The sequence below is a fragment of the Carboxylicivirga sp. M1479 genome (assembly GCF_007097485.1).
Classification (GTDB): domain Bacteria; phylum Bacteroidota; class Bacteroidia; order Bacteroidales; family Marinilabiliaceae; genus Carboxylicivirga.
Genome location: NZ_VKDE01000036.1, coordinates 1 through 23,868 on the forward strand (window position 1 = coordinate 1; position 23,868 = coordinate 23,868).

Here is a 23,868-nt window from a genome sequence, read left to right on the forward strand (position 1 = left end):
TTGCCTAGTGCGCCTTTCAGAGTAACCATTGTTTCTCAAAGCGGGTGCAAAATAACGGAGTTTAATTCAAACCTCCAAATCTAAAAGCATGTTTTTTTGTAGCGTATTTCATCACGCAAGCTTTATGAGCTGATTTGGTGGGATTTGGGTAGGGAAATAATTTTGAGAGAGGGTGAGATAGTGCATCCACATGCTGAATTCTGTATAAAGTACGCCTTTTATGCATCCTGAATAAGGCTGAAAGGAAACAAACTCATACTAAAGTCATAGTTAAGTCATATTAAACTCAAAGTAAATTCGATTAGAGCTGAGTTTAGTGTGGGTTAAGTGTGACTAAACTATGGCTTGATGACTTTGTAATTTCGGAAGAGCTATATTAATGTCTTTTCAAATAAATATTGTAGCTATTTCCTTTTTAATAAAATATCGTGAAATTAGCTATCGATACATCCGCAATAAGTCATTAACAAACTATATACATATGAATTTTAAAAAATTAATGAGCAATCTGGGCTTTCAGATCTTGGTTGCTATGGTAATAGGCACAGTCCTTGGGGCACTAATGGGTCCAAAAGCATCGATGTTTGCGCCACTAGGTGATTTTTTCATGGACCTGATTAAAATGCTTGTCGTTCCGCTTGTTGCCATCTCTATCATATCTGGGGCAGCATCCTTGGGGGCAACGAAATCGGCAGGTAAGATTGGGATTAGTACAATTGGCTACTTTTTAATAACAACGGTAGTGTCTGTTATTCTTGGCTTGATACTGGGTGAAATATTTGCACCGGGTGAAGGTTTGGATCGTGCTGCTGTGAAAGAAATGTTTCCTCAATCCGGAGTGAGTAGCGCAGATGCTCCTGTCATGAGTTTTTGGCAAACAATCATTAATATCATCCCAGAAAACCCAATTGCATCCTTGGTAACTGGTAACATTCTTGAAATCATTTTCTTTGGTTTGTTTTTAGGAATTGGCATATCTACACTTCCAGAGAATAAGAAATCTCCGTTAATAAATGGCATGAATTATCTTGTGGAAGCATTAATATGGATGATTAAAGTGGTTATGTACACAGCTCCTATTGGTGTATTTGGATTAATGGCTTCTGCTATTGGAGAGTTTGGATTTGATCTGTTGATGATGGCCGTTGATCTAATGTGGGTTAATATTTTGGGTGGTGCCATCCTACTTCTTGCCCTCTATCCTTTAACCTTAAAGCTTTTCTCAAAGGTACCGATTATGACATTCTTTCGTAAAATGATAAAAGCACAAATTGTAGCTTTCTCTACTAGTTCTTCACTGGCTACCCTGCCTATTAATATGGAAGTGTGCGAGGAGGAGTTAGGTGTATCTAAAGCAACAACCGGTTTTGTACTGCCATTAGGTGCCACCATCAACATGACTGGCAGTGCTATGTACTACGCACTTGCCGCCGTCTTTTTTGCACAGTTATTTGATATTGATTTAAGCTTAGCCCAATACATTGCCATTATCGTTACTTCAACAGTTGGTTCAATCGGTCAGGCTGGCGTACCAGGCCCATCATTATTAATTGTAGCGGTATTGGTTGCTGCTGACATACCAGATGAAGGTCTTCCTTTACTTTTTGCACTAGACCGTGTATTTGATATGTTGCGAACTGCCTTTAATATTACGGGCGATGCAGCTTGTGCATGTATCGTTGATCGATTTAACGAAAAGAAATAAGTTTAATTGGGCTTTGTGATGAACGCAAAGCCCTTTATTTAAAATGCATACTCAATATACTTACCTTAACACATTTCAATATTTAGCATGAACTTGTTTGTAAAAGATTCAATAATGACCACAATCATTCTTTTTATGAGCCTCGACTGTTGCAATAATGAGCTCCTCAAGAACTTGCATATCAACATCAGTCAACTTATTAATGTACAAACACCCCTTACCTAACTTATGCTTTCCCAAGCGATCTAATAACTTTTGTACTTTATCAAAACCATACATGAGGTAGATCGTAAGGCTTTGCTTGCGAGGTGAAAAACCTGTTATAAACCAATCGCCTGTTCGCCCACTGCCATATTTATATCTATAATTACCGTAGCCAATTATGGAAGTGCCCCACATAACCGGACGACAAGCAGTTAGTTTTTCCATCATCTCTAATAAGACAAGGCTATCTTCTCGTCGTTGTTTGTGCTCAATGGTATACAAAAAATCCTTAGCATCAACTTGGGTTGGTTGCGTTTTATTTTCAGCCATATTCTTTTCTATTAAATCAATAAGGTTTCTTCGAAAGAAAACAATGGTATAAAGAAAAAGGTTGCTAATTATAACAATTAACAACCCCTACTCTACTTTTAAACTCATTTATTTGATCATATCATCGGGATGAATCTCTTTTAAAGAATTTAACTCCCCCGTTGCAATGTTAAAAATCCAACCATGAACAAAGAGTCGCTGTCCTCGTGACCAAGCATCTTTAACAATATCCATTGACGCCAACTTCTCCACCTGTTTTACAATACTCAGTTCAGAAAGGCGATTTAATTTTTCATCTTCATGACTGATAGCCTCGATTTCTTGCTTGTTATCAGCAAGCGTGTTCTTTATATCTCCAACCCATTTGCTTAAATAAGGATCGTCTAAGCCATCGAAAGCTGCTTTAACACCACCACAACTGTAATGGCCAACCACAACAATGTGCTTAACTTTTAAATAATCTACAGCATATCGTAAACCTGCCATTAAACTTTCATCGTCGGCATTAACCAGGTTGGCTACATTACGATGAACGAAAAACTCCCCCAGCTGACTGCGCGTAATTACAGTTTCAGCCATTCGGCTATCCGCACAGCCAATCCAAAAATACTTGGGTGTTTGAGCCAGTGATAGATTCTTAAAATAATCTTTATCGACGTTGTTTATTGTTTGCACCCAAGACCTATTGGCCAGGAATATTTGATCATATGATTTCATACTTATCGGTTTTGAAAGGTTAAAACTAAGCTACGTCTTTTCGGAACATAGGAATTACGGCTGTTTCAGACTTTTTAATGGTGACCTTAATCCTATTTCGTTCAGCCGTATCGCAAAAATCTTTAAAGGTTCCCAAAATATCGCCATCAATAAAATCAATCTGCGTTCCGTCAATTAACAAATTAATGTCTTTGGGCAGATACTGTAAAGTGCGTCTAAGCTGTGCCTTATTAAAGAAGTATAAATTACGTGAAATCTGAATCATGTAATTATTTCCTACATTGGATAAAACAATACCTGAACGGAAGTTCGATTTCAAAACAAATATGAATCCGATGACAATTCCAAAGGTGATCCCTTTTAATAAATCGGTTAATAAAATAACGATGATGGTTGCAAAAAATGGAATATACTGATTCGCACCTTTTTTAATCGCCGTTTTGTAAATGGATATCTTATTCAACTTTAATCCAACATGAATTAATACTGCAGCCAAAGCAGCTAAAGGTATGTAATTAAGAAATGGTGCAAAAAGCAACACACTTAATAATAACAACACTCCATGGAATACTGCTGACATCTTACCTTTACCTCCGGAATTAACATTAGCCGAACTACGAACGATTACGGCTGTTAATGGCAATCCACCAACTAAACCTGCCAACATATTTCCCCATCCTTGTGCTTTTAACTCCTTATTTGGTGATGCAATTCTTTTTGCAGGATCTAACTTGTCGGTGGCATCAAGACTCAATAGAGACTCCAAACTACCAACAATAGCAATGGTAAATGCAACCACCCAAACATCAGGATTAGCAATCGCTTTAAATTCCGGAAAGCGCAGTTCATCAACCAAAGAGCTTAAACCACTCATTTCGGGCAATGATACCAAATGCGTTGAACCAAGTGCCAAGGCTGGCACACTAGACTTAAATACTTCGTTTAAAACTACCCCGAAAACAACCACAACCAATGGTCCGGGAATTAATTTCAGTACTGCATTCTTTTTTATAAACGGACTATCCCAGGCAAATAAAATTAACATGGATAACGAACTAATGATAATAGCACCCGGTAGAATAGCTTCTAGCATATAATATAATTCCGAAAACGTATTGTGCCCATACTTATCTTCAAAGGCGGCGGTATCAATACCAGTAAGGTCGTAACCAAAGGCATGTGGAATTTGCTTAAGTATAATACTCAAACCAATTGCCGTAAGCATACCGATTATAACGGACGATGGGAAAAAGTGACCAATTACCCCAGCTCTTAGGTATCCTAGAACCAACTGTATGGCACCAGAAATAAAAACGGCCATCAGAAAAACCTCGAATGAACCCAAAGAAGCGATTGCTGAAAATACAATAACCGTTAAACCTGCAGCAGGACCACTAACACTTAACCTAGAGTCGGATAAAAAACCAACTACAATACCACCAATAATACCTGATATTACACCAGATAACAATGGCGCACCCGAAGCCAAAGCAATACCTAAACACAAAGGCAATGCCACTAAATACACGACTAAACCAGCCGGAATATCATTCTTATACGTCTTAAAGAAGTTCTTCATAGTAATATATGATTAAAATTTCACGACCAAGAAAACAATTGGCATGCCAAACAAACAAGCGTACCCATTCTTTATGATAGTTTTACTATTTTTAGCATTTGCAACACATCCGAATTAAGAATCGGTTAGTGTAGTGGGTAATCTGTTTAATCCTATAAATACATACAAAGTATGCACTATACGCTTATTCCATCAAAAAGTCAAAGCTATCTCCTGCATGTACTTCATAAGGATCAACACCATATTTAAAAATGCGAAGTGGTAATTTTCCCTCGTAGCCAATTTTACCTTTATTATAATTAAACATACATCCCTCGCGCAAACCAACAACAGTTGTTGATTGATTAACTACTAAAAACTCCATAATGCGCTCTTCACGTGTTTCGCCACCATGTCCCTCAGGGTTCGCATCTAAGTAGTGTGGGTTAATTTGAAAGGGAATTAAATTAAGGGCATCAAAACCAAGTGGATCAATAATTGGCATGTCGTTCGTTGTTTTAATGCTTGGACAAGCCAAGTTAGATCCGGCACTCCAGCCAATGTATTTTGTTCCTCCCAGTACTTTTTTGCGGATAGGCTCTGTTAATTTATTATCGTGAATCATGCGTAACAATTGCCAGGTACTTCCTCCTCCAACTACAATGGCTTCGGCACCTTCAACTGCTTTTAACGGATCCTCAAAATGGTGGATGGATACCACATCGTGACCTACTTCGTTAAAACGGCTTTTCACTTTAGCCTCATAGTCATCGAATGAAACGGTTACACCTGCGTAGGGAATGAACAGGCATTTCACTTTTTCCTTGCCTAAAAAATCAGCAATATTTTGCTTTGGATAATCCAGGTAAGCCTCACCGGCCATTGTTGAGTTAGATATCAATAATAAATTCATATTGTATAATGTTAGATATTTATAAAAAGCATTTGCCTTATTAGTTAATAGACAAAAAGATGCTAGACTTGTTTAACAAATCACCTTTATTTTATTTTCTCTATTAATAAATTCGAAGTTTTGAATCGACTATACTGCATTAATGGCTTCGACCGGATCCATTTTTGAAGCTTTCCAAGCGGGTATGTAACCTGACACAACGCCAATAACGGTTGATATTCCGATACCTTTTAAAACATTTAGCAATGTTAGGGCCATTTCGGTTTGGGTAATTAAACTAATAGACATAGCAATGCTAAACACCAGAAATAAACCTCCAAGACCTCCCAGTAAGGACAATACGGTACTTTCTATTAAAAACTGAAGTAAGATAAATTTACGTTTGGCACCCAAAGCCTTTTGAATCCCAATAATGCGTGTTCGTTCTTTTACCGACACAAACATGATATTGGCAATTCCGAACCCACCAACTAAAATGGAGAATCCACCAATAAACCAACCTGCCATATCAATAAAGTCGAAAAGGCTGTCGAAGTTTTTTTGCACCAAGCTAATGCGATTTAGTGCAAAATCATTATCGCCACTTGGCTTAATCCGTCGAATGGCTCTCATCACCCCTGTTAACTCATCCACAATATCGTCGGATGAATAGCCCTCTTTTGCTTTTACCAGAATCATGGGGTTCACTGATTCGCTCCGCAAGTTAAACAGGTTACGAGCATACTTTACCGGAATAATGATATTCTTATCAAGACTATTGCCAAAAATATCGGAACCTTGCCGCTGAATAACACCAATAACCAATATTTTACGTCCCATCATTTTAACACGCTTACCAATGGGGTCCATTCCTTGAAACAATTCATCGGCAATATCGGAACCAATAATACCTGAAGCCATGCCACTGTTTGTTTCGTAGGGCGAGAAGTATCGCCCACGGCTAATTTCAAAATTCCAAATGACATCAAAACCTTCGGAAACTCCCATTACTGCCACATTATCGTAGGCATTATCTTCGTATTGCAGCATCTTTTGCGATGACATAACATAGGAAACCGCATCGGCGATTTGCGAGCGACGTTTAATTTGTTCGTAATCATCTAAGGATGGTACCTGTCTGTTCATGTACCGCCACCAGGGGTATTCCGACTCTCCTTCGGGTGGGGTCCAAGGCCATTTTTGAATATATACAACATTATTACCCAACGATTCGATGCTTTCACGGACTTGTTTTTCCAAAAAATCGATAAGCGTAAAAACAGATATAATAGAAAAGATACCGATGGTTACTCCCGACAAGGTAAGGATAGTGCGCAGTACATTTGTTCGTAATGCACCAATGGCAAACAGGAAACTTTCTTTAAAAAATTTATAGACCAGAATCATGGCTTAGGGATGTTTGAAGAAGCAAGATAGGCAAAAAGTCTGAACACAAAACCTGTAAGCGGATTAAAGGATGGTTTCTTTTCATTAGTAACTTTTTATCCCCGAATAGCTATTGGGCTTGATTTGGTTTTTTGTTAGTATAATTCATTCAACTGAGATGGTGTTATCAAACCCAAACCCCGACTTCATATTTTACTCGGCAGCATTTGATTTTATATTCCCTCATCAATAACAAATGTAGTTTAGGTCACTATCACTCAGTTTTTAAAATAAATAATCAGGTAAGCCTCACTTTTCAGATAATTAACTTCTTTAATCTTAACCGATTTCACATCTAACTCGGTCGTTCTCCTTAGGTAGCTAATTAAATCCTCCCGTCTGGATGGTTTAGCCAAATCAATATTGCTTAGGGTAATATTTCGTTTTGAAAGCAAGCTGTTTGATTGATAATACTCAAGCCCATAAAGGGAAAGTACAACGAGGGAGTTACTTATTATCATGCCTCTTATAGGATGGGGAAATTGGGCTAATGCATTAATGGCAGACACTCCTATAATAATAAACAAATAGGCCATTTGGTAGGCCCGTATGTTTCGGGTACGAAACCGAATGATGCTAAAAATTGCAAACAAGCCCAATGCCATACCCAGTTCTACCTTAACAATGGATAAGTATGAGCTTAGCAAGAAAATGATAACCCCAATGGCCACTATGGGCAATACAAACTCCTTATTTTCGTCAGTTTTCCGATATAGAAAACCAATTATTATAGAAATGACCAACATGTTGACCAGAAAGCGACTGATAATACTAACTAATTGGGTATGCTCAGGGTTGGTTAAAAAGGATGCTAATATCATAAAGAACAAATTACTGTATACAGGTTGATTTCATATTTTTAATAATCTTTTCTTTCTCAATCTCTTCATAAAATGAATCGAGATAATTGAGCATCTGTTTTTGCTCGCGCTTATCAAGCCTTTCAAAATTAGTAATTACCCGATAAAACTCTTCTTTCTTATCCAAAAACTCTTGCAAGGCCTGTTTAAAAACCTCATCATCGCGGCACAATCCCATGTAATAGCGCTCTGTTACCGATGAAATATTAGATCCCTCACTTGGCAGAGCGTAACTGGTGTTAACCATGCCCGAATAATCGAAGTCGTATGGCACAGCAATGCCATTGGGCTGTGGCGCAGGCTTTGAGGGCACAAAAACTTTTAGGTTATGCTGGTTTGCTACACTCCAATCACCATTTCCTATCATGTAATTAAAAATAGCCACTCGATCTAAAACATCTTGCTGTATATGTAACTGAGATATTGTTTCCACCTCGGTATGTATCAAATGCTGTCGTTCTGACAGTAAATTTACTGGTTCTATCAGAAAACCATAATGGATAGTAGTGGTCTTCTTTTTGCCTGTATCAATGTAATTAATTTTGAGCATGCGCACTCCAAAGCTATTATCCGTTAAAACATTAAATAACTTGTAGCACAAGTACTCCTTGTAAATATTCTCTTCGCTTTCGTGTGAATACTGGCAATGCGTTACCAATTTCACCTTGTTCAGCTCATCTAAATCTTCGTAGCTAAAATCCCCTTTTTTAAAATTAAGCTTGATGGGTGGAAAACTGCAAAACTGATTACGAAATTCACCCCTCGACTTCAGCTTTAGCTTGTGATTAGTCGAATCGCTGGCGCTATGGTGAGTGGTTAACAAGGCTGGTATATATTCGCGTGGCTTCTTACGGGTATATTGCCGAACCTTAAATCGAATAGAAACCTCCAACACTTCATCATCGGTGAATAAGTTGGACGGCTCATCAATGGTATGATCAATACCATACTCTGCTTCAGTGTATTTTTGGGCTTTTGTAATTTGTAAACAACAAATAAAACACAGTGTCAGAAACAATTTGATTCTCATAAAAGCATGTCTTTTTATATTACTCTAGTTAAATTCCAAACTAATAACAACATTTCAATTTTAAACAAACGGCTATTAAAATCCTCACTATCATAACGATTGACAACTAAATACACAACTTCATTCTTTAAGATAAAGAAATGAAAGACCGTATTGGCGGTTCTGCTCATTGATTCGTAAAATATAAACTCCATTGTATAAACCAGAAGAAAGGGGGATGGTCACTTTTCCTCCGACCGGTTCAAACGATCCCAAATTTTGAATCACCTTACCTGCCATATCAACAATTTGAAAACCATATGAACCCTTGGTATTGTTTTCCGGGACACTTAAAACTATACTATTACGCACAGGGTTAACCATCAATGCTAAGTCATTGACACATTTCATTTGATTAGCACCATTACCTGCCTGTGCTCCTATATTTGGCCTTATATTTTGTATGTCAATGGGATTACCAAAAATATCAACAATTGGGTTAGATGGTATGTCTTTAAAAATACCTTTACCAGCCATTGGAAAATGTGGCTCAACAAATGACAAACCGTTGCCGATAGCATTACATGACTTAGTGATGCTATAATCATCGGGTAGGTAGCCTCCTGGATTTTTAAAACCAGGGTCTCCTGACACCATATTACTATCAAATACCTTTAATAGCTGTGTTACTGCTCCATCAAATAGATTGTTTGATATATCAATATCGTATTTAGTGTAGTTAGTAATAACAGCTCTTTTTCCAATACTCCCATAATTGAGGGCTTGAAATATATTATTATAGACAAAAACTTTTTTGGCATCGAAATAAATGCATGGTTCTATTAATTTATCGACATAAATAGTGTTGTTATAGAAATAACAGCTGTCAGATAATATTCTTTCAGGTCGTGAGAAGTTAGATACTTTTAATGAATTACCACTCACAGAAACACTATTTACCTCCCGAAATCCATCATTAACGCTAATGTTAAAACGATAGGTGCAATTAAAATTATTCCCTAAAATTTGTGCAAAACCTCCTTCACTATCTTCACTATAGTTGTATTGGTATATAATGTTTCTGCATTGATAATCGATGTGTTGTCCATATGAATCATCGTGACCACGTGGATGATAAATATGATTATATTGTGAAATACCATTAATCACTGAATACATCCAAGTTCCACTGCCACGTCCAATCATGCGTTCATCGCGCTCAATGTACCCCGGATAGCGAATCAAATTATTTTCCAACAGGACATTGTATGCTCTTGAAACCGTAATGCCTGAGCCCCCTGTTTCAAGAATGTGATTATTACGAACTATAACGTCCATGTTTTTATTAATCGTATCGTTTCCAACCCCTTCCTGTGCAATACCATTGTGCTTTACCCAAACACCAAATTTACCGGTTCTGGTTATGAGACAATCTTCCACAATAATGTCGCGCATATGTTTAGGATTGGCTGGCCAGTTCTCCGTTGTGTAAAAATAAATACCCGCCACATCCACGTATTGAAACTCAACCCCTTCGATGGTTACCGGATAAATATCCATGATGGTAAGGTCGCGTAAGCGAAAGTGCTCTTTAGACTCTGGTCCGCTATTTCGCACATGCACACCATAACAACGTGTATCTTTATCACCCGAGCGCGGCACTCTACGGTCGTTGCTTATCTCCAGGCTACTCACTTCAATGTATTCTTGATTTTCGATATATACCACATCTGAATAGTCACCACCTTCGCCTCCTGAACCATTTAAACGGGGTTTATTACCTTCTCCGTACCGTGTAAAAACAATATTTTTGCCAACTGTTCCGGAATAGCCAACTCGTAATTGGCCAATAAATTCATCGTTGGCTTTAAAGTAAACTGTATCACTTGGTACTAAAACTGCCTCGTTTACTCTATCCAAACTTTTCCAAGCCGTTTGGGGCGACAAACCATCGTCGTCATCATTACCCATTGAACTACTAACATAATAGGTCTTCGGTTCCAGATCAATGGGTTTTAAAATTACATTATCAATAAAACAAGAATCACCACCAGGATTACGGAAGAAGTTAAATCTTACACCACTAGCATTATGAGGAATGGTGATTGCACCCTTATAGTTATTCCAATTGGAAAATTCTGATACTTCCAGAGTATCTTGTTTCCATATCCACACATCAACAGGTGAACCATCGACCATTTTCTTTATACCAAAACGCAACACATTATCGTTGGTATTCTGCAATTTGGCCATAAAACTGAACTCATATACCCTACCAGCCTCTACCGACACATCTTGCCATATGGTAATATTATTTTGCTGCTGATCACTGGCATCGCGCTTAAAAAAGAAGCTGTAATTCCCTTCATACTTGGCTTCTTCGCTTGCTAAGGCAGTACCCGGACCGTCTTTTTCCCAATTGATTTTATTTCCTCGCCACGGTCCATCAAACACCCTTAGATCCTCTGTTTGGTTATCTTCAAAATATCCATTCTTAATCAGGTTCTCATCCGGCTCAGGAATGTATTCCGTTAAGATAACATTATCGATAAAACAAGAATCTCCACCGGGGTTGCGGAAGAAGTTTAACCTAACACCATCTGAATTATCGGGAATTGTTACTGTCCCTTCGTAGCTTTTCCAAGTAGAATATTCATTTACCTCTAATGTATCTTGTTTCCATAACCACACATCGACAGGGGAGCCATCCACCATTTTTTTGATTCCAAAACGCAACACATTATCTGTGGTGTTCTGCAATTTGGCCATAAAACTGAACTCATATACTTTACCAGCCACTACCGGCACGTCTTGCCATATGGTAATGTTATTTTGCTGCAGATCACTGGCATCACGTTTAAAGAAAAAACCGTATTCACCTTCAAAAACAGCTTCTTCGCTGGCTAGTGCCGAACCCGGTCCATCTTTATCCCAGTTTATTTTGTTACCTCGCCACGGACCATCAAACACACGTAAATCCTCCGTTTGGTGATCTTCAAAAGTGCCATTTTGCACCAAATTTTGACCAGCCCCAAATTGTGTTGACCCAAGCATTAACACAATTAAAACGAAAACATTTTTTAATATGTTATTAAAAATATTCATACGGTTTGTTTTTACATTCTCAAACGCCACCTCTTTCTGACATAAGCCTATTAGCCATACAACCAATTGATCAGCTATTTCCTATACATAAACGGTATTCCATATTCGTAAGCACTACTTTTTACACGGAGTACATACACCCCATTAAACAAGCCTTCGTTAGGCTGAACAGTAATAACCTTGTTCCACTGCTCATACTCCCCTAGTTCTTGAAGAACTACACCTGAAATATCCACAATTTGAAAATGAAACTTGGTGGTTAGGTGTTCATCCGGCACAATCAAACTTATAACATCGGAAACAGGGTTTACCCTAAGGGTTAATTTAGCAATGCTTTTTATTGATGTAGCACTATTACCAGCCTGAGCTCCTATGTTAGGTGTTATGTTTTGTAGATCAATAGGGTTACCAAATATATCAACCGTAGGGTATGGTGGTATATCTTTAAAAATACCTTTCCTTGCCATGGGGAATGGATGTTCCTTAAAAGTTTTTCCTTTACCAATAGCTGCACTCGATGGCATTAGCATGTAACCTTGGGCATTGGAGGCACCAGGGTTTGTAAACTCGGGATCGCCCGTCACCTTTTGGGTGTCCCATAACTTCATATAAGGCGACACATAGCCATTGTATAGATTATTAGAAATGGATAAAGTTGGGCCGCTTCGCAATATAATGTCAGTGCTGCGACCAATGGTACAATAGTCGAGTGCCTGAAACAAGTTATTATAAATGGTGGTATTGGATCCATCTACCCAAATGCTAGGGTTAATGTAATTGTCAACAAAGATGGTATTGTTATAGATGAAGTTACTATCTGACACCACCCGCTTGGGTTCTGAAAAATCCGATATTTTAATTGAACTACCTTTCAGTTTAGGATTACCACTCTCTCTGAAACCATCGTTAACACTGACATTAAAGCGATAGGTTGACTTGACGTTGTTACCCAGTATCTGAGCAAATCCTCCTTCACTGTCTTCGCTGTAATTGTACTGTATAATTACATCTTTATTTAAAAAGTCGATGTGCTGACTGTATGAGTCATTCTCGCCACGCGGATGGTATATTTTATTGTATTGCGATATACCATTGTGACAAGCGTAAAACCAGAGGCCACTACCACGCCCTATCATGCGCTCATCACGCTCTGCAAAACCCGAGTGACGTATGAGGTTATTCTCCAACAACACATTGTAAGCCCTTGAAACTGTAATGCCTGACCCTCCTGTTTCTAAGAAGTGGTTATTTCGAATAATAATATCCATGTTTTTATTGATGGTATCGTTACCAACACCATCTTGCGATACACCATTGTGCTTAATCCACACACCAAACTTACAGGTACGGGTAATAAGGCAATCCTCCACAATAATATCGCGCATGTGTTTTTCTTTATCTGGATAATTCTCGGTTACGTAAAAATAAACACCTGCCGCATCGACATACTGAAAATCTACTCCTTCAACCGTAACTGGATAAATATCCATAATGGTAAGGTTACGTATGCGGAAGTGAGATTTTGACTCGGGCTGATTCACCCTTACATGCACACCATAGCTGCGTTCATCTTTCGTGCCGGGACGAGGAACTTTTCGATTATTAGTCAGCTCCAGGTTACTAATTTCTATGTACTCCTGGTTTTCAATGTAGATGACATCGGTAAAATCGCCTCCTTCGGCTCCTGAACCATTGAGACGTGGTTTATTACCCTCGCCATAATCGGTATAAACTATGTTACTACCCGCTGTTCCCGAGTAATTAACTAATAGTTGACCAATAAATTCATCATCGCGTTTAAACATAATTGTATCACCCGGCAAAAAAACCGATGCATTAACTTTCTCAAGTGTTTGCCAAGCGGTTTCGGGCGTGAGTCCATCATTGGCATCATCACCTGCAGAGGCACTAACATAATAGTTTTGTGATTCCTGCTCATATAAAAACATGGATACATTATCAATAAAACAAGAATCACCCCCTGGATTTCGGAAAAATGATAAGCGCACCCCATCGGCATTATCAGGCATTTTAATTCGTCCGTTATAACTGTTCCAATCGGTATATTCTGCCACATCAAGTGTATCCTGCTTCCATAACCACACATCTACCGGAGCTCCATCCACCATTTTTTTAATGCCGAAACGAAACACATTATCTTCGGTATTCTGTAGCCTGGCCATAAAACTAAAGTCATATACTTTACCGGCTTCAACAGGGATATCGTGCCAAACAGTGATGTTATTTTGCTGCTGCTCACTGGCATCGCGTTTAAAGAAAAAGCTATAGATGCCTTCGTAAACATCTTCGCTACTGGCTAAAACAACTCCTCCTCCATCTTTTTCCCAATTGATTTTATTGGTTCGCCAAGGGCCATTGCCAACGGTGAGATCTTCGGTAGTGTTATCTTCAAAATCACCATTATTAACCAATCCAGTGTTGGACTCGGGCACATGCTCTGTTAGGATTACATTATCTACAAAACAAGAATCGCCTCCCGGGTTACGGAATAATAACAAGCGTACACCATCTGCATCATTGGGGATGGTAATGCGTCCCTCGTATTTATTCCAAGTAGTGTATTCTTCTACATCAAGTGTATCCTGCTTCCATAAAAACACCTCTTTCACTTCGCCACCCACCATCTTTTTAATACCAAAGCGCAATACATTTTCATCGGTATCTTGTAAACGAGCCATAAAACTAAAATCGTATGCTTTACCGGCTTCTACCGCAATATCTTGCCAAACAGTAATACTATTTTTCTGCAAATCACTGGCATCACGCTTAAAAAAGAAGCTATAGATACCTTCGTAAACATCTTCGGTACTGGCCAATGCTGCCCCGTCCCCAGCTTTTTCCCAATTGATTTTATTATTGATCCATGGGCCATTACCAACGGTTAAATCTTCGGTGGTATTATCTTCAAAATCACCGTTTTTTACCAGATTAGTACCCTGAATCATAGTGGCAGATAACAAAGTTATGACCAGCACCAGGTATATTATTTTCATTGAATTGTAAAATCGTTCCATATTAATAGGTATCAACAGTAACTAAACAACTATCAGCAAACTCGCCATGGTAGGCATAAACGTAGACACTGCCCAGCTTAAAAGCTGTTACTTCGCCACTATTAACCGAGGCTATTTCAATGTTTGAAGAGCTCCATGTTAATGTACCTTCGGCACCATCTGGAAGGAAAGTGACATTTATAAGTTCCACATTACCAACGGCCATTGTAAGGGTTTCAAGCTCCATTTCAATGCCCTGAACGGGTATATCGTCATCGCTACAACTTACAACAAAGAGAAAAGTTAACACTAAAGGAATCAGGATGTATTTCATAGGTATGGTATTTATGATTAAGTATTTTTAGTATGAACGCCGCTATACAGCATTGAATCAGTTTTATTGCAATCCCATTCACTGATCGGCATTATTATGCTCCTTTTGTAATTATTAAAGAACAAACTCAAGCAATAAGAATAACAGACTATAAGTGCTTATGGTTCAACAATTGATTGACCATAAATTAAGTCTTTTAAAAGAGTAAGGCAAGGCGTTCTATGATGGATGAAACTATTTTTGTTTCTAGCGCTCCACTCATTCAACAAAATAGCAAGATGAAACAGAAGCGAAGTACTTTGGAAACGAATAAATGCTTAACAAAAGTTAGTAACTCATTTATGCTCAGAAGTCGGACGTTATAGTTTTAGCTCGCAGAAAAAATATTTTTGAAATCCTCGAAATTAACTAACGGCATGCGGCATAGTTAGATGAAAAAATAGCTGAATTACATTGTCAAATAGAATATATTATACCAATTTTATCCTAAAATTTTTATCAATTGGGCTATTCGCCCAAACCCAACTTACTTTTTTAGCTTGATCTAAAAAACTAAGGAAAAAAGATCAAGGCTACTTTTTAAATTACTTTCTTATTAGTTCATATTGTGTCTGTTTTTATAGGTATTCATGATTTCCGCTCCGCTTCAATTTATCTCAAGCTTAAGCGCGGCCGAGTGATTTCCGAATCAAGTTCGGAACTTCTCGGTCTTACTAAAGCTTTCGAGAAAACTAAAGTTATTTAAAAGAGAGGCCATAAGACATGATGCTTAAAAGAACCCCAGTTTTCAATTAACACTAATATCATACTTAATTTCAATCAGTTCGATTCATATCAATAAATCATTTAGGACGCTATTGATATTATACGAATACATGGACTAGGTACTCGCATTAATTTAAGGCCGCACCTCGGTGGCATCAATGTAAGGGTACTTAGTCATCTGAGCCATCTATAAAAATTGAGAGACTGGCTTAAGACACCTCATCTCGGTCCTCTCCTTGAAGGAGAGAATACTTGCTGGATAGCATAATAATAGAAAAGCCTGCCAAAAAACGTTTTTTCTGGCAGGCTTACACCTAGGGACCGTAAAAATAATTAGCTCCTCACAAAAACGCCTAAAGCTTCGAGTAACTGTGGCTGGTCGTAGAGGGCTACTTTAGCCACAGCATAAAAGTCATCCATCCACTCTTTAAGTGCCAGCAATGCGGCGTTTTTGTTTTTAGTCATGTCTTGCGATTCGGCCAATTCTTTATCGAAATACGATCGTTTAGCTAACAATTCTTCCAATAGAGTCAAGCACTCCACCACCACTTCTGTAGTCAGTTTTATCTTATCCATCTCAGCCTGTATCGATTGGTCATTTTTTATTGTTGTGTAAAACAATCTCACCTTATCAAAAAAGTCGTTGTACTTGCGAGGGAATTCGCCCTTAACACCCAGCTTAACCAAAATCTCGGGGTGGCGTTTAAAAAAGATTAAAGCCTTATCACGATGCTCCTTAAAAATCGCTTGTAACTCTTTATAAGTCATAGAGTAAGCAAGTGATGCTTCGGTTGATTCGGCATCTTCTTTAATGTTGGCGTCCCATATTTTTTGGGTGGCATTATAAATTCCTCGTCCTACCGCTACTTGTTCATCACCCATGTTATAATCGGCCAAAGCTGCTTTTATGGCATCATTAGTTTCGGCATTGGTGATGCCTGTGCGGGCTTTCTCCAAGAATTTTGATTCTGATTTAAAAAGTCTCTTTGTCATTTGTATATGGTTTAATTAAAATTTCATTTGTGGTATGAAACCATGCATGCGCCATGCTTACAATGCACTGCGCCACCGTTCCCATGCATTGCGCCATGGGCGAAATCGACTGAGCGATGGACGAAATTGATTGCGCCGGCGTCGAAATTGACTGAGAGCTCGTTCCCATGGTATGCGCCTTAGACGAAATTGGCTGCGCAAGCGTCGAAACCTCTTGCGCATCTGTTTCGACAGGTGGCGCATTGCTTACCATAAACTGCGGCGTATCATTAGGCAATTGCTGGTGCCTGGACTTGAGCCAAAGCAAAAGAAAGTTTAGGGTATCTGTATTCATACTCATCATGTGCGGGTTAAACCCGCAATATGCATTAGAAAATCTATTACACATTGAAATTGCTTCAAAACAAGTCACTCCGTTGTTTCATCTCAACTCACCAGAACGGTGCTATGCCTCGTTTCGATAAAACCTTTTTTTATTGCACTTTCAATGTTCATAACGACATTCTAATACATAATGCGGGTTAAAAAACGACACACAAGATACAGCGAAAGTCAGTTGCTGATTCCAATTGGTATGAAAAACTACTTGAGCGGTAGAGATGGCAAGATAAGCGGTAGGTATTTAACGATAAGCGGTTAGGTGAGTAGCAAAATTTTACCCAATAATGGGCTGGCATTACGGCGCGAAACGTCAAATTCCACTCCGTTTTCGAGTACAACCTTTTGTGAAGTCTTAAAATAGGCAGATAAATAATGTAGGTTGATGATAACGTTGCGGTTAATCTTTACAAAATTATCGGGCAAGCTCTGTTCTACCACCCTGAGGGATTTACTGTGCTGTTTTTGTGTGTTATTATTCAGCCAAATACGAATGGCTCCTTGCTGGTACTGGAGGTAAACAATGTGTTGGCATTTGATACGCTGTACCTGGTTCTGACACTCAAGTATCAAAGTCGATTTTTTCATGTGATTATAATTTTCTTTCAATCACCACATGGAACTCTCAAGTAAATTTTATCATCTGCCTGTGTGAAAACTTAGATAATCAAATTTACATGGTCGTTTCATCATGTTGGGTTAATGGTTAAACGAAAAGTGAAGATATAAAAATATCTTATGGTCAACTGATGATTTTTATCATGCTTTGTTTTACAACAGGCATTGCAGAGTGCACGGGAAATATGCAACACCTCACTTATTTGTGATTGGGGAACTTCAATAATAATTGAATATTGTAACGCAAATAATTAGAGACAATATCATATATGCCTCCAAGATTATTGCGCGCATATATTCAGTCTTGATGAACTACCCAATGAGGAGCTATAGGGTTAGAACCATATTATTCTATCTTTGGTATGTTACTATCAAAAAGATTAGGCCATGACTCGCAGAAACTGGACACGCAAAGAATTAATTGCTGCTTTTAACCTTTATTGCAAAATGCCTTTTGGTAAATTACATAAACGTAATCCTAAAATTATTAAGCTCGCTACTATTATTAATCGTACGCCAAGCGCTGTAGCTTATAAACTTGTCAATTTCGCTAGTTTTGACCCGGTCTTAAAACTAAGAGGCATTAAAGGGATGAAGAATGCCGCTAAAGCTGATCGCGAAATATTCAATGAATTCTATACAAATCAGGAAGAACTCGTTTTTGAAAGTGAAAACGTAATTGCGCAACTTGAGAAACAACCTATTGAAGAAAAATATAAAGATAAGCTACCAATACTTGATTCATTTAAAGGCAATGAACGAACAAGCTATATTAAAACGAGAGTCAATCAACATTTTTTTAGAGAAGTTGTACTTTCTAATTACAGTTCATCTTGCGCAATAACTGGCATTTCGATACCATCATTATTAATCGCCAGCCACATTAAACCTTGGGCACAAGATGAAAATAATCGTTTAAATCCAGGTAATGGGATTTGCCTGTCAGCATTATATGACAAAGCTTTTGATAAAGGACTTATAACTGTTGATGGTAAATACAGAATTGTACTATCATCTATTTTAAAGGAATATACAACTAATGAGTATTACCATACACACTTTGGACAAATTGAAAATCAGAAAATAATTCTACCAGAAAAGTACCTACCTGAAATGAAGTTCCTAGAATGGCATCAAGAAAATATTTTTGAGAATCACAATTAATTTATAATGTGACTCATAGTCCGTTGACACCACAAGTATTTCTATCTAGTTTCGTCAACAAAAAATGAATATTAAATTCGGATACCTCTACCGCGATGAAGGCAACTACAAAACATTTGGTGAAGTCGTTTTCTCTAATCCAAAGCACTTGCCTTTTAAGTTTATCAAGCAAAGCATAGAATCCAATTTGATTGAAGGCATGTGGTTTGAACCCGATAAATGGAATGTTCCTCGCTTTATTTTTCACGTGCACAACCCTTTTGGCATCCATGATTATCTCTGGTATGAGTTTGATTGCCTTAGCCAATGCGATGAAACGCCTAACTCAAATAGCATCGACGAATTTTTAAAACGAATAAATAGTTAAAAACATTTCGGGGTTGGACTAACGGCAAGTAGCATAGTAAGGTCTTAAAAGGAGAGTTTCACACGTATTTATCGATGAATTATTAGAAATGCCCTCGCTAGCGCGGATTAGTAACCCGTGTTCGTGACAAATGGCACAGATTGCAAATCTGCACCAGCGGAGAATAATTACTTTTAGAGGGTGATTGACGGATGCGATCTTGATGCACCGACAGCCATAAAGATCGCATCCATCAATTTTAATTACTAATCTAAATTCATTCCATATTAATGCCAAAGCCACCTTGTTAACTGTGCTTATTTTCTTATTTTTGCGTGAAAGAATTAAACGGATATAAATGAGTACTTTAAAAAAGGTAAAATCGGCATTGGTTTCTGTCTTTCATAAGGATGGATTGGATGAAATCATTAAAACATTACACGAACAAGGTGTAACTATTTACTCAACTGGTGGAACACAGGCGTTTATCGAAGGATTGGACGTGCCATGTGAGCGTGTTGAAGACTTAACAAGCTACCCATCTATACTTGGTGGTCGTGTTAAAACGCTTCACCCAAAAGTATTTGGTGGTATTTTAGCTCGTCGTGATAACGAAGACGATTTAAAGCAGTTAGCTGAATACGATATCCCTGAGATTGACTTAATAATTGTTGACCTCTATCCGTTTGAAGCCACTGTAGCTTCAGGTGCTCCTTTGCAAGATATCATTGAGAAGATTGATATTGGTGGTATTTCATTGATTCGTGGTGCTGCTAAAAACTACAAAGATGTGATCATTGTACCGTCGAAAGATCAGTACGCCGATTTATTGGCCATCTTGAAAAACCAGAATGGCGAGTCGTCATTGGAAGATCGATTTAAGTTTGCTGCTGCTGCCTTTGGCGTATCATCACACTACGATTCGGCCATCTCCAATTTCTTTAACAAAGATAAAGACGACATGGAGCGCATTAGCCTTAACAATGGCGATGTGTTACGTTATGGTGAGAACCCTCATCAGAAAGCAACCATTTACAAATATAACAACGTGAAAGAAGGTGCTTCACTGGCCAATGCTAAGGTATTGCAAGGAAAAGCCCTTTCGTACAACAATATGCTTGATGCCGATGCAGCCTGGAAAGCAGCCAGCGATGCTTATCACTCGGTTGGTCATATCGAAGGTAAACAAGCTGTTTCGGTGGTAAAACACCTTAACCCATGTGGCTTGGCAGTAACCAACAACACCATGAAATCGCTTGAACTGGCCTGGGCTGGTGATCCGATCTCAGCTTTTGGTGGTATTATTTGCTTTACTGATACAGTGACAGAAGAGATTGCCCAGTGGTTTGCCAAGCGCTTTGTTGAAATCATTATTGCGCCAGCTTATACACCTGAGGCTCTTGAAGTATTTGGCAAGAAAAAGAACCTACGTATACTTGAGACTCCTATCAAGAATGAAATCACTGGCGAGAAATTAATTCGCTCGGTAAGTGGTGCTATCTTGGTTCAGGACGAAGATGAAGGTGTTGACAGCGATTTTAAAAACGTGACATCACAGCAATTTGATGCTACCAAAATGGAGTTAGCTAAGTTTGGTATCACTGCTTGTAAGCACCTTAAGAGTAATGCCATTGCGGTAGTTACTGAGCAGGCCGATGGCTCGTTTTGGTTAACAGGTGCTGGTATGGGACAACCGAACCGTTTGGATAGTATGCGTCATTTAACCATGCCTCGTTTTAATATGAAAGAAGGTGTTGATATTGCCAATTCAGTGGTTATCTCTGATGCTTTCTTCCCATTCCGCGACAGTATTGAAGCGGCCAACGAGTACGGTGTTAAGTACATTGTTGAGCCAGGTGGTAGTATTCGCGACGATGAAGTTATAGAAGCCTGTAACGAATTCGGCATGGCCATGTTATTCACAGGAAAACGTCATTTTAAACATTAAAATATAAGTTGAATGGGACTATTTTCGTTCTTATCGCAAGAAATAGCCATCGACCTTGGTACAGCCAACACCATTATTATCCATAACGATAAAATTGTTGTTGACGAACCATCCATCGTAGCGCTGAACCGCAAATCCGATAAACTGGAGGCCATTGGAGAAAAGGCTCGCCAGATGCACGGTAAAACACACGATAATATCTATACCATTCGCCCTTTGCGCGATGGTGTAATTGCTGACTTTAACGCGGCCGAGCAAATGATACGTGGCATGATTAAGATGATTAATCAAAAGCCAAAATTGTTTTCGCCATCCTTATCGTTGGTAGTTTGTATTCCATCGGGCAGTACCGAAGTAGAGATACGTGCCGTACGCGACTCGGCCGAACATGCCGGTGGTCGTGAGGTGCACATGATTTACGAACCAATGGCAGCAGCCTTGGGTATTGGTTTAGACGTGGAAGCACCAGAAGGTAATATGGTGGTTGATATAGGTGGTGGTACTACCGAGATTGCGGTTATCTCGCTGGGCGGTATTGTAACAAATAAATCCATTCGTATTGCAGGTGATGACCTAACAGCTGATATTATGGAGTATATGCGCCGTCAGCACAACATTAAGGTTGGTGAGCGCACAGCTGAAAACATTAAAATTGAAGTGGGTTCTGCTTTGCCTGAATTGGAAGAGCCTCCACAAGATTATATTGTACAGGGTCCTAACCAAATGACAGCTTTACCGATTGAGGTGCCAGTATCATACCAGGAAATATCTCATTGTTTAGAAAAGTCAATTTCAAAGATTGAGACTGCTGTTCTTTCAGCCTTAGAGCAAACACCACCTGAGTTATACAGCGATATTGTTAAGAACGGTATATTCTTAGCTGGTGGAGGTGCATTGTTACGTGGATTAGACAAGCGCTTATCGGATAAGATAAATATCCCATTCCACATTGCTGAAGATCCATTACGTGCTGTTGCTCGCGGAACAGGTATTGCACTTAAGAACAGACATAGAATATTGCCTTATTTAATTCGTTAATTAGTCAATAGATAATAGTATTCTAAGGATCGCATCTCTATTAGCAAATAGCTTATAAAGATGCGATCGATATTATAACCTTGTAAACAGGAGCCAATGTAATGAGGAACTTTATCCGCTTTATTATAAAATACCATTTTACTATTCTATTTTTTATTATTGAAGCCGTTTCTCTATTACTGGTAATCAATTACAACGCCTATCAACGCTCCTCTTTTCTATCATCATCAAGCAGTGTTAGTGGTGGCATATTAAAGCGCTACAGTGCGGGTTCAGAATACCTGATGCTGCGCGATATAAACGAAGATTTAGCACGTGAGAATGCTTACCTGCGCAGTCGTTTACCCGAATCGTTTAGAGCATCACGAGATTACTTTAACCTGGTGAACGATAGCACGAGTATGCAAGAGTATATTTATCGCTCGGCTCGTGTGATTAACAACTCCACCCATCGTCGTTTTAATTATCTTACACTTAACAAGGGCCGCCTCAATGGCATAGAGCCCGAAATGGGCGTAATCTCTAACAAGGGAGCGGTTGGAATTGTTAAAAACGTTTCAGACAACTACTCTACGGTGATTTCCATCATCAATACACGCTTAAAAATATCGGCCAAGCTCAAGGAGTCAGGATTCTTTGGTTCTTTAGAGTGGGATGGCACCTCGTACCAACATGTGTATTTATTGGATATCCCACGGCACGCAAACGTTAGTGTGGGCGATTTAGTGGTAACCAGCGGTTATTCATCCATATTTCCTGAAGGCATTTTATTGGGCAACGTGGAGGATGTTGAGCTGGATAAGGGCGCTAGTTTTTACCGCATCCGCGTAAAGCTATCGGTTGATTTTAAAAATTTATCCTTTGTAGAGGTCATTGGACACAACTCCATTGCCGAGCAAATTAACCTGGAAAAGATTAGCGAAGATGATTAGTTATGCACCCCGATATATCTTTAATTTTGTGTTCTTTACACTTATTCAAGTGTTGGTGCTCAATAACATTCAGCTAAGTGGCTTTGTTAATCCATACTTATACATTCTGTTCGTATTAACACTCCCTTTTGAAACACCCGGTTGGTTACTTTTACTCTTGGGTTTTTCATCGGGCATGGTCATTGATATTTTTAGCAATACACCAGGCATGCATGCCTCAGCCACCGTATTCATGTGCTTTTTACGTCCATACGTGCTACGATTATTTGCACCACGCGACGAATATCAACCTGGCACCATACCAACTATGGGCTATTATGGTTTTGCGTGGTTTTTAAGGTATGCTGTTATCTTGGTAGTGGCACACCACCTCTTCCTGTTCTTTATTGAAGTGTTCTCTTTAACTCATTTCTTCTCTACATTCGTGCGAGTATTAAGTAGTTCAGCGCTAACTTTGATACTGATATTAATAGCACAATTATTTAGTCAAGGAAAAAAACAAGGGAGGTAAA

General features: G+C 38.7%; 20 protein-coding genes. 7 read left to right on the plus strand and 13 right to left on the minus strand.

What is annotated here, in order from left to right:
* Positions 1-481 precede the first annotated feature (481 nt).
* Positions 482-1,705 carry a dicarboxylate/amino acid:cation symporter gene (locus FNN09_RS18185; protein WP_143303912.1) on the plus strand — a complete coding sequence of 408 codons (1,224 nt, stop codon included), beginning with the start codon at positions 482-484 and terminating at the stop codon, positions 1,703-1,705.
* Positions 1,706-1,813: 108 nt separating this feature from the next.
* Here the strand turns inward: FNN09_RS18185 and FNN09_RS18190 are convergent, their stop codons facing one another.
* The 13 genes from FNN09_RS18190 to FNN09_RS18250 all read right to left on the minus strand — a co-directional run bounded on the left by FNN09_RS18190 (position 1,814) and on the right by FNN09_RS18250 (position 17,898).
* The gene (locus FNN09_RS18190) at positions 1,814-2,239 is read right to left on the minus strand and encodes a DUF1801 domain-containing protein (RefSeq protein WP_143303913.1); all 426 of its coding nucleotides are present in this window, start codon (positions 2,237-2,239) and stop codon (positions 1,814-1,816) included.
* 108 nt (positions 2,240-2,347) lie between these two features.
* Positions 2,348-2,956, minus strand: a complete 609-nt coding sequence (locus FNN09_RS18195; protein WP_143303914.1) for a carbonic anhydrase — start codon at positions 2,954-2,956, stop codon at positions 2,348-2,350.
* Between the two features lie 25 nt (positions 2,957-2,981).
* Positions 2,982-4,535 (minus strand): SulP family inorganic anion transporter, encoded by a 1,554-nt coding sequence (locus tag FNN09_RS18200; RefSeq protein ID WP_143303915.1) that lies wholly within the window; start codon positions 4,533-4,535, stop codon positions 2,982-2,984.
* A gap of 184 nt (positions 4,536-4,719) precedes the next feature.
* Positions 4,720-5,427 carry a dipeptidase PepE gene (gene pepE / locus FNN09_RS18205; protein WP_143303916.1) on the minus strand — a complete coding sequence of 236 codons (708 nt, stop codon included), beginning with the start codon at positions 5,425-5,427 and terminating at the stop codon, positions 4,720-4,722.
* A 129-nt stretch (positions 5,428-5,556) separates the two neighbouring features.
* A complete protein-coding gene (locus FNN09_RS18210) occupies positions 5,557-6,813 on the minus strand; it encodes an ABC transporter permease (protein ID WP_143303917.1) in 1,257 nt (418 codons plus the stop codon).
* A gap of 257 nt (positions 6,814-7,070) precedes the next feature.
* Positions 7,071-7,673, minus strand: coding sequence for a DUF4956 domain-containing protein (locus tag FNN09_RS18215; protein WP_143303918.1), 603 nt, complete (start codon positions 7,671-7,673; stop codon positions 7,071-7,073).
* 10 nt (positions 7,674-7,683) lie between these two features.
* Positions 7,684-8,742 (minus strand): hypothetical protein, encoded by a 1,059-nt coding sequence (locus FNN09_RS18220; RefSeq protein WP_143303919.1) that lies wholly within the window; start codon positions 8,740-8,742, stop codon positions 7,684-7,686.
* Between the two features lie 120 nt (positions 8,743-8,862).
* Positions 8,863-11,826, minus strand: coding sequence for a carbohydrate binding domain-containing protein (locus tag FNN09_RS18225; RefSeq protein WP_143303920.1), 2,964 nt, complete (start codon positions 11,824-11,826; stop codon positions 8,863-8,865).
* A gap of 74 nt (positions 11,827-11,900) precedes the next feature.
* Positions 11,901-14,861, minus strand: a complete 2,961-nt coding sequence (locus FNN09_RS18230) for a carbohydrate binding domain-containing protein (RefSeq protein ID WP_143303921.1) — start codon at positions 14,859-14,861, stop codon at positions 11,901-11,903.
* 1 nt (position 14,862) lies between these two features.
* Complete coding sequence (locus FNN09_RS18235; RefSeq protein WP_143303922.1) at positions 14,863-15,174, minus strand: Ig-like domain-containing protein; 312 nt, start codon at positions 15,172-15,174, stop codon at positions 14,863-14,865.
* A 1,098-nt stretch (positions 15,175-16,272) separates the two neighbouring features.
* Complete coding sequence (locus tag FNN09_RS18240) at positions 16,273-16,932, minus strand: hypothetical protein (protein WP_143303923.1); 660 nt, start codon at positions 16,930-16,932, stop codon at positions 16,273-16,275.
* Entirely contained in the window at positions 16,913-17,272 is a 360-nt protein-coding gene (locus FNN09_RS18245; RefSeq protein WP_143303924.1) for a hypothetical protein, read from the minus strand. Before FNN09_RS18245 ends, FNN09_RS18240 begins: the two co-directional genes overlap by 20 nt.
* A gap of 296 nt (positions 17,273-17,568) precedes the next feature.
* Positions 17,569-17,898: a LytTR family DNA-binding domain-containing protein gene (locus FNN09_RS18250; RefSeq protein ID WP_143303925.1), complete on the minus strand. Its 330-nt coding sequence runs from the start codon at positions 17,896-17,898 to the stop codon at positions 17,569-17,571.
* Between the two features lie 417 nt (positions 17,899-18,315).
* Here FNN09_RS18250 and FNN09_RS18255 point away from each other — a divergent pair, with 417 nt between their 5' ends.
* The 6 genes from FNN09_RS18255 (at position 18,316) to mreD (ending at position 23,867) form a co-directional block, all read left to right on the plus strand.
* A complete protein-coding gene (locus FNN09_RS18255) occupies positions 18,316-19,092 on the plus strand; it encodes an HNH endonuclease (RefSeq protein ID WP_143303926.1) in 777 nt (258 codons plus the stop codon).
* A gap of 64 nt (positions 19,093-19,156) precedes the next feature.
* Positions 19,157-19,459: a hypothetical protein gene (locus FNN09_RS18260; RefSeq protein WP_143303927.1), complete on the plus strand. Its 303-nt coding sequence runs from the start codon at positions 19,157-19,159 to the stop codon at positions 19,457-19,459.
* 337 nt (positions 19,460-19,796) lie between these two features.
* Positions 19,797-21,386 carry a bifunctional phosphoribosylaminoimidazolecarboxamide formyltransferase/IMP cyclohydrolase gene (gene purH, locus FNN09_RS18265; RefSeq protein ID WP_143303928.1) on the plus strand — a complete coding sequence of 530 codons (1,590 nt, stop codon included), beginning with the start codon at positions 19,797-19,799 and terminating at the stop codon, positions 21,384-21,386.
* Positions 21,387-21,398: 12 nt separating this feature from the next.
* On the plus strand, positions 21,399-22,424 hold the full coding sequence (locus FNN09_RS18270) for a rod shape-determining protein (RefSeq protein ID WP_143303929.1): 1,026 nt from the start codon (positions 21,399-21,401) through the stop codon (positions 22,422-22,424).
* Between the two features lie 101 nt (positions 22,425-22,525).
* Positions 22,526-23,356, plus strand: coding sequence for a rod shape-determining protein MreC (mreC, locus tag FNN09_RS18275; protein WP_143303930.1), 831 nt, complete (start codon positions 22,526-22,528; stop codon positions 23,354-23,356).
* Positions 23,349-23,867, plus strand: coding sequence for a rod shape-determining protein MreD (gene mreD, locus FNN09_RS18280; RefSeq protein ID WP_143303931.1), 519 nt, complete (start codon positions 23,349-23,351; stop codon positions 23,865-23,867). Before mreC ends, mreD begins: the two co-directional genes overlap by 8 nt.
* The last annotated feature ends 1 nt before the right edge of the window (position 23,868 follow it).

What these genes read in the sequence shown, in the direction of transcription:
- FNN09_RS18260 (WP_143303927.1), top strand. Translation starts at nt 19,157, where the DNA reads ATGAATATTAAATTCGGATACCTCTACCGCGATGAAGGCAACTACAAA.
- FNN09_RS18200 (WP_143303915.1), bottom strand. Translation starts at nt 4,535, where the DNA reads ATGAAGAACTTCTTTAAGACGTATAAGAATGATATTCCGGCTGGTTTA.
- FNN09_RS18245 (WP_143303924.1), bottom strand. Translation starts at nt 17,272, where the DNA reads ATGAGTATGAATACAGATACCCTAAACTTTCTTTTGCTTTGGCTCAAG.
- FNN09_RS18225 (WP_143303920.1), bottom strand. Translation starts at nt 11,826, where the DNA reads ATGAATATTTTTAATAACATATTAAAAAATGTTTTCGTTTTAATTGTG.
- FNN09_RS18215 (WP_143303918.1), bottom strand. Translation starts at nt 7,673, where the DNA reads ATGATATTAGCATCCTTTTTAACCAACCCTGAGCATACCCAATTAGTT.
- FNN09_RS18220 (WP_143303919.1), bottom strand. Translation starts at nt 8,742, where the DNA reads ATGAGAATCAAATTGTTTCTGACACTGTGTTTTATTTGTTGTTTACAA.
- FNN09_RS18235 (WP_143303922.1), bottom strand. Translation starts at nt 15,174, where the DNA reads ATGAAATACATCCTGATTCCTTTAGTGTTAACTTTTCTCTTTGTTGTA.
- pepE (WP_143303916.1), bottom strand. Translation starts at nt 5,427, where the DNA reads ATGAATTTATTATTGATATCTAACTCAACAATGGCCGGTGAGGCTTAC.
- FNN09_RS18270 (WP_143303929.1), top strand. Translation starts at nt 21,399, where the DNA reads ATGGGACTATTTTCGTTCTTATCGCAAGAAATAGCCATCGACCTTGGT.
- FNN09_RS18230 (WP_143303921.1), bottom strand. Translation starts at nt 14,861, where the DNA reads ATGGAACGATTTTACAATTCAATGAAAATAATATACCTGGTGCTGGTC.
- FNN09_RS18240 (WP_143303923.1), bottom strand. Translation starts at nt 16,932, where the DNA reads ATGACAAAGAGACTTTTTAAATCAGAATCAAAATTCTTGGAGAAAGCC.
- mreD (WP_143303931.1), top strand. Translation starts at nt 23,349, where the DNA reads ATGATTAGTTATGCACCCCGATATATCTTTAATTTTGTGTTCTTTACA.
- FNN09_RS18195 (WP_143303914.1), bottom strand. Translation starts at nt 2,956, where the DNA reads ATGAAATCATATGATCAAATATTCCTGGCCAATAGGTCTTGGGTGCAA.
- FNN09_RS18210 (WP_143303917.1), bottom strand. Translation starts at nt 6,813, where the DNA reads ATGATTCTGGTCTATAAATTTTTTAAAGAAAGTTTCCTGTTTGCCATT.
- FNN09_RS18250 (WP_143303925.1), bottom strand. Translation starts at nt 17,898, where the DNA reads ATGAAAAAATCGACTTTGATACTTGAGTGTCAGAACCAGGTACAGCGT.
- purH (WP_143303928.1), top strand. Translation starts at nt 19,797, where the DNA reads ATGAGTACTTTAAAAAAGGTAAAATCGGCATTGGTTTCTGTCTTTCAT.
- FNN09_RS18190 (WP_143303913.1), bottom strand. Translation starts at nt 2,239, where the DNA reads ATGGCTGAAAATAAAACGCAACCAACCCAAGTTGATGCTAAGGATTTT.
- FNN09_RS18255 (WP_143303926.1), top strand. Translation starts at nt 18,316, where the DNA reads ATGACTCGCAGAAACTGGACACGCAAAGAATTAATTGCTGCTTTTAAC.
- FNN09_RS18185 (WP_143303912.1), top strand. Translation starts at nt 482, where the DNA reads ATGAATTTTAAAAAATTAATGAGCAATCTGGGCTTTCAGATCTTGGTT.
- mreC (WP_143303930.1), top strand. Translation starts at nt 22,526, where the DNA reads ATGAGGAACTTTATCCGCTTTATTATAAAATACCATTTTACTATTCTA.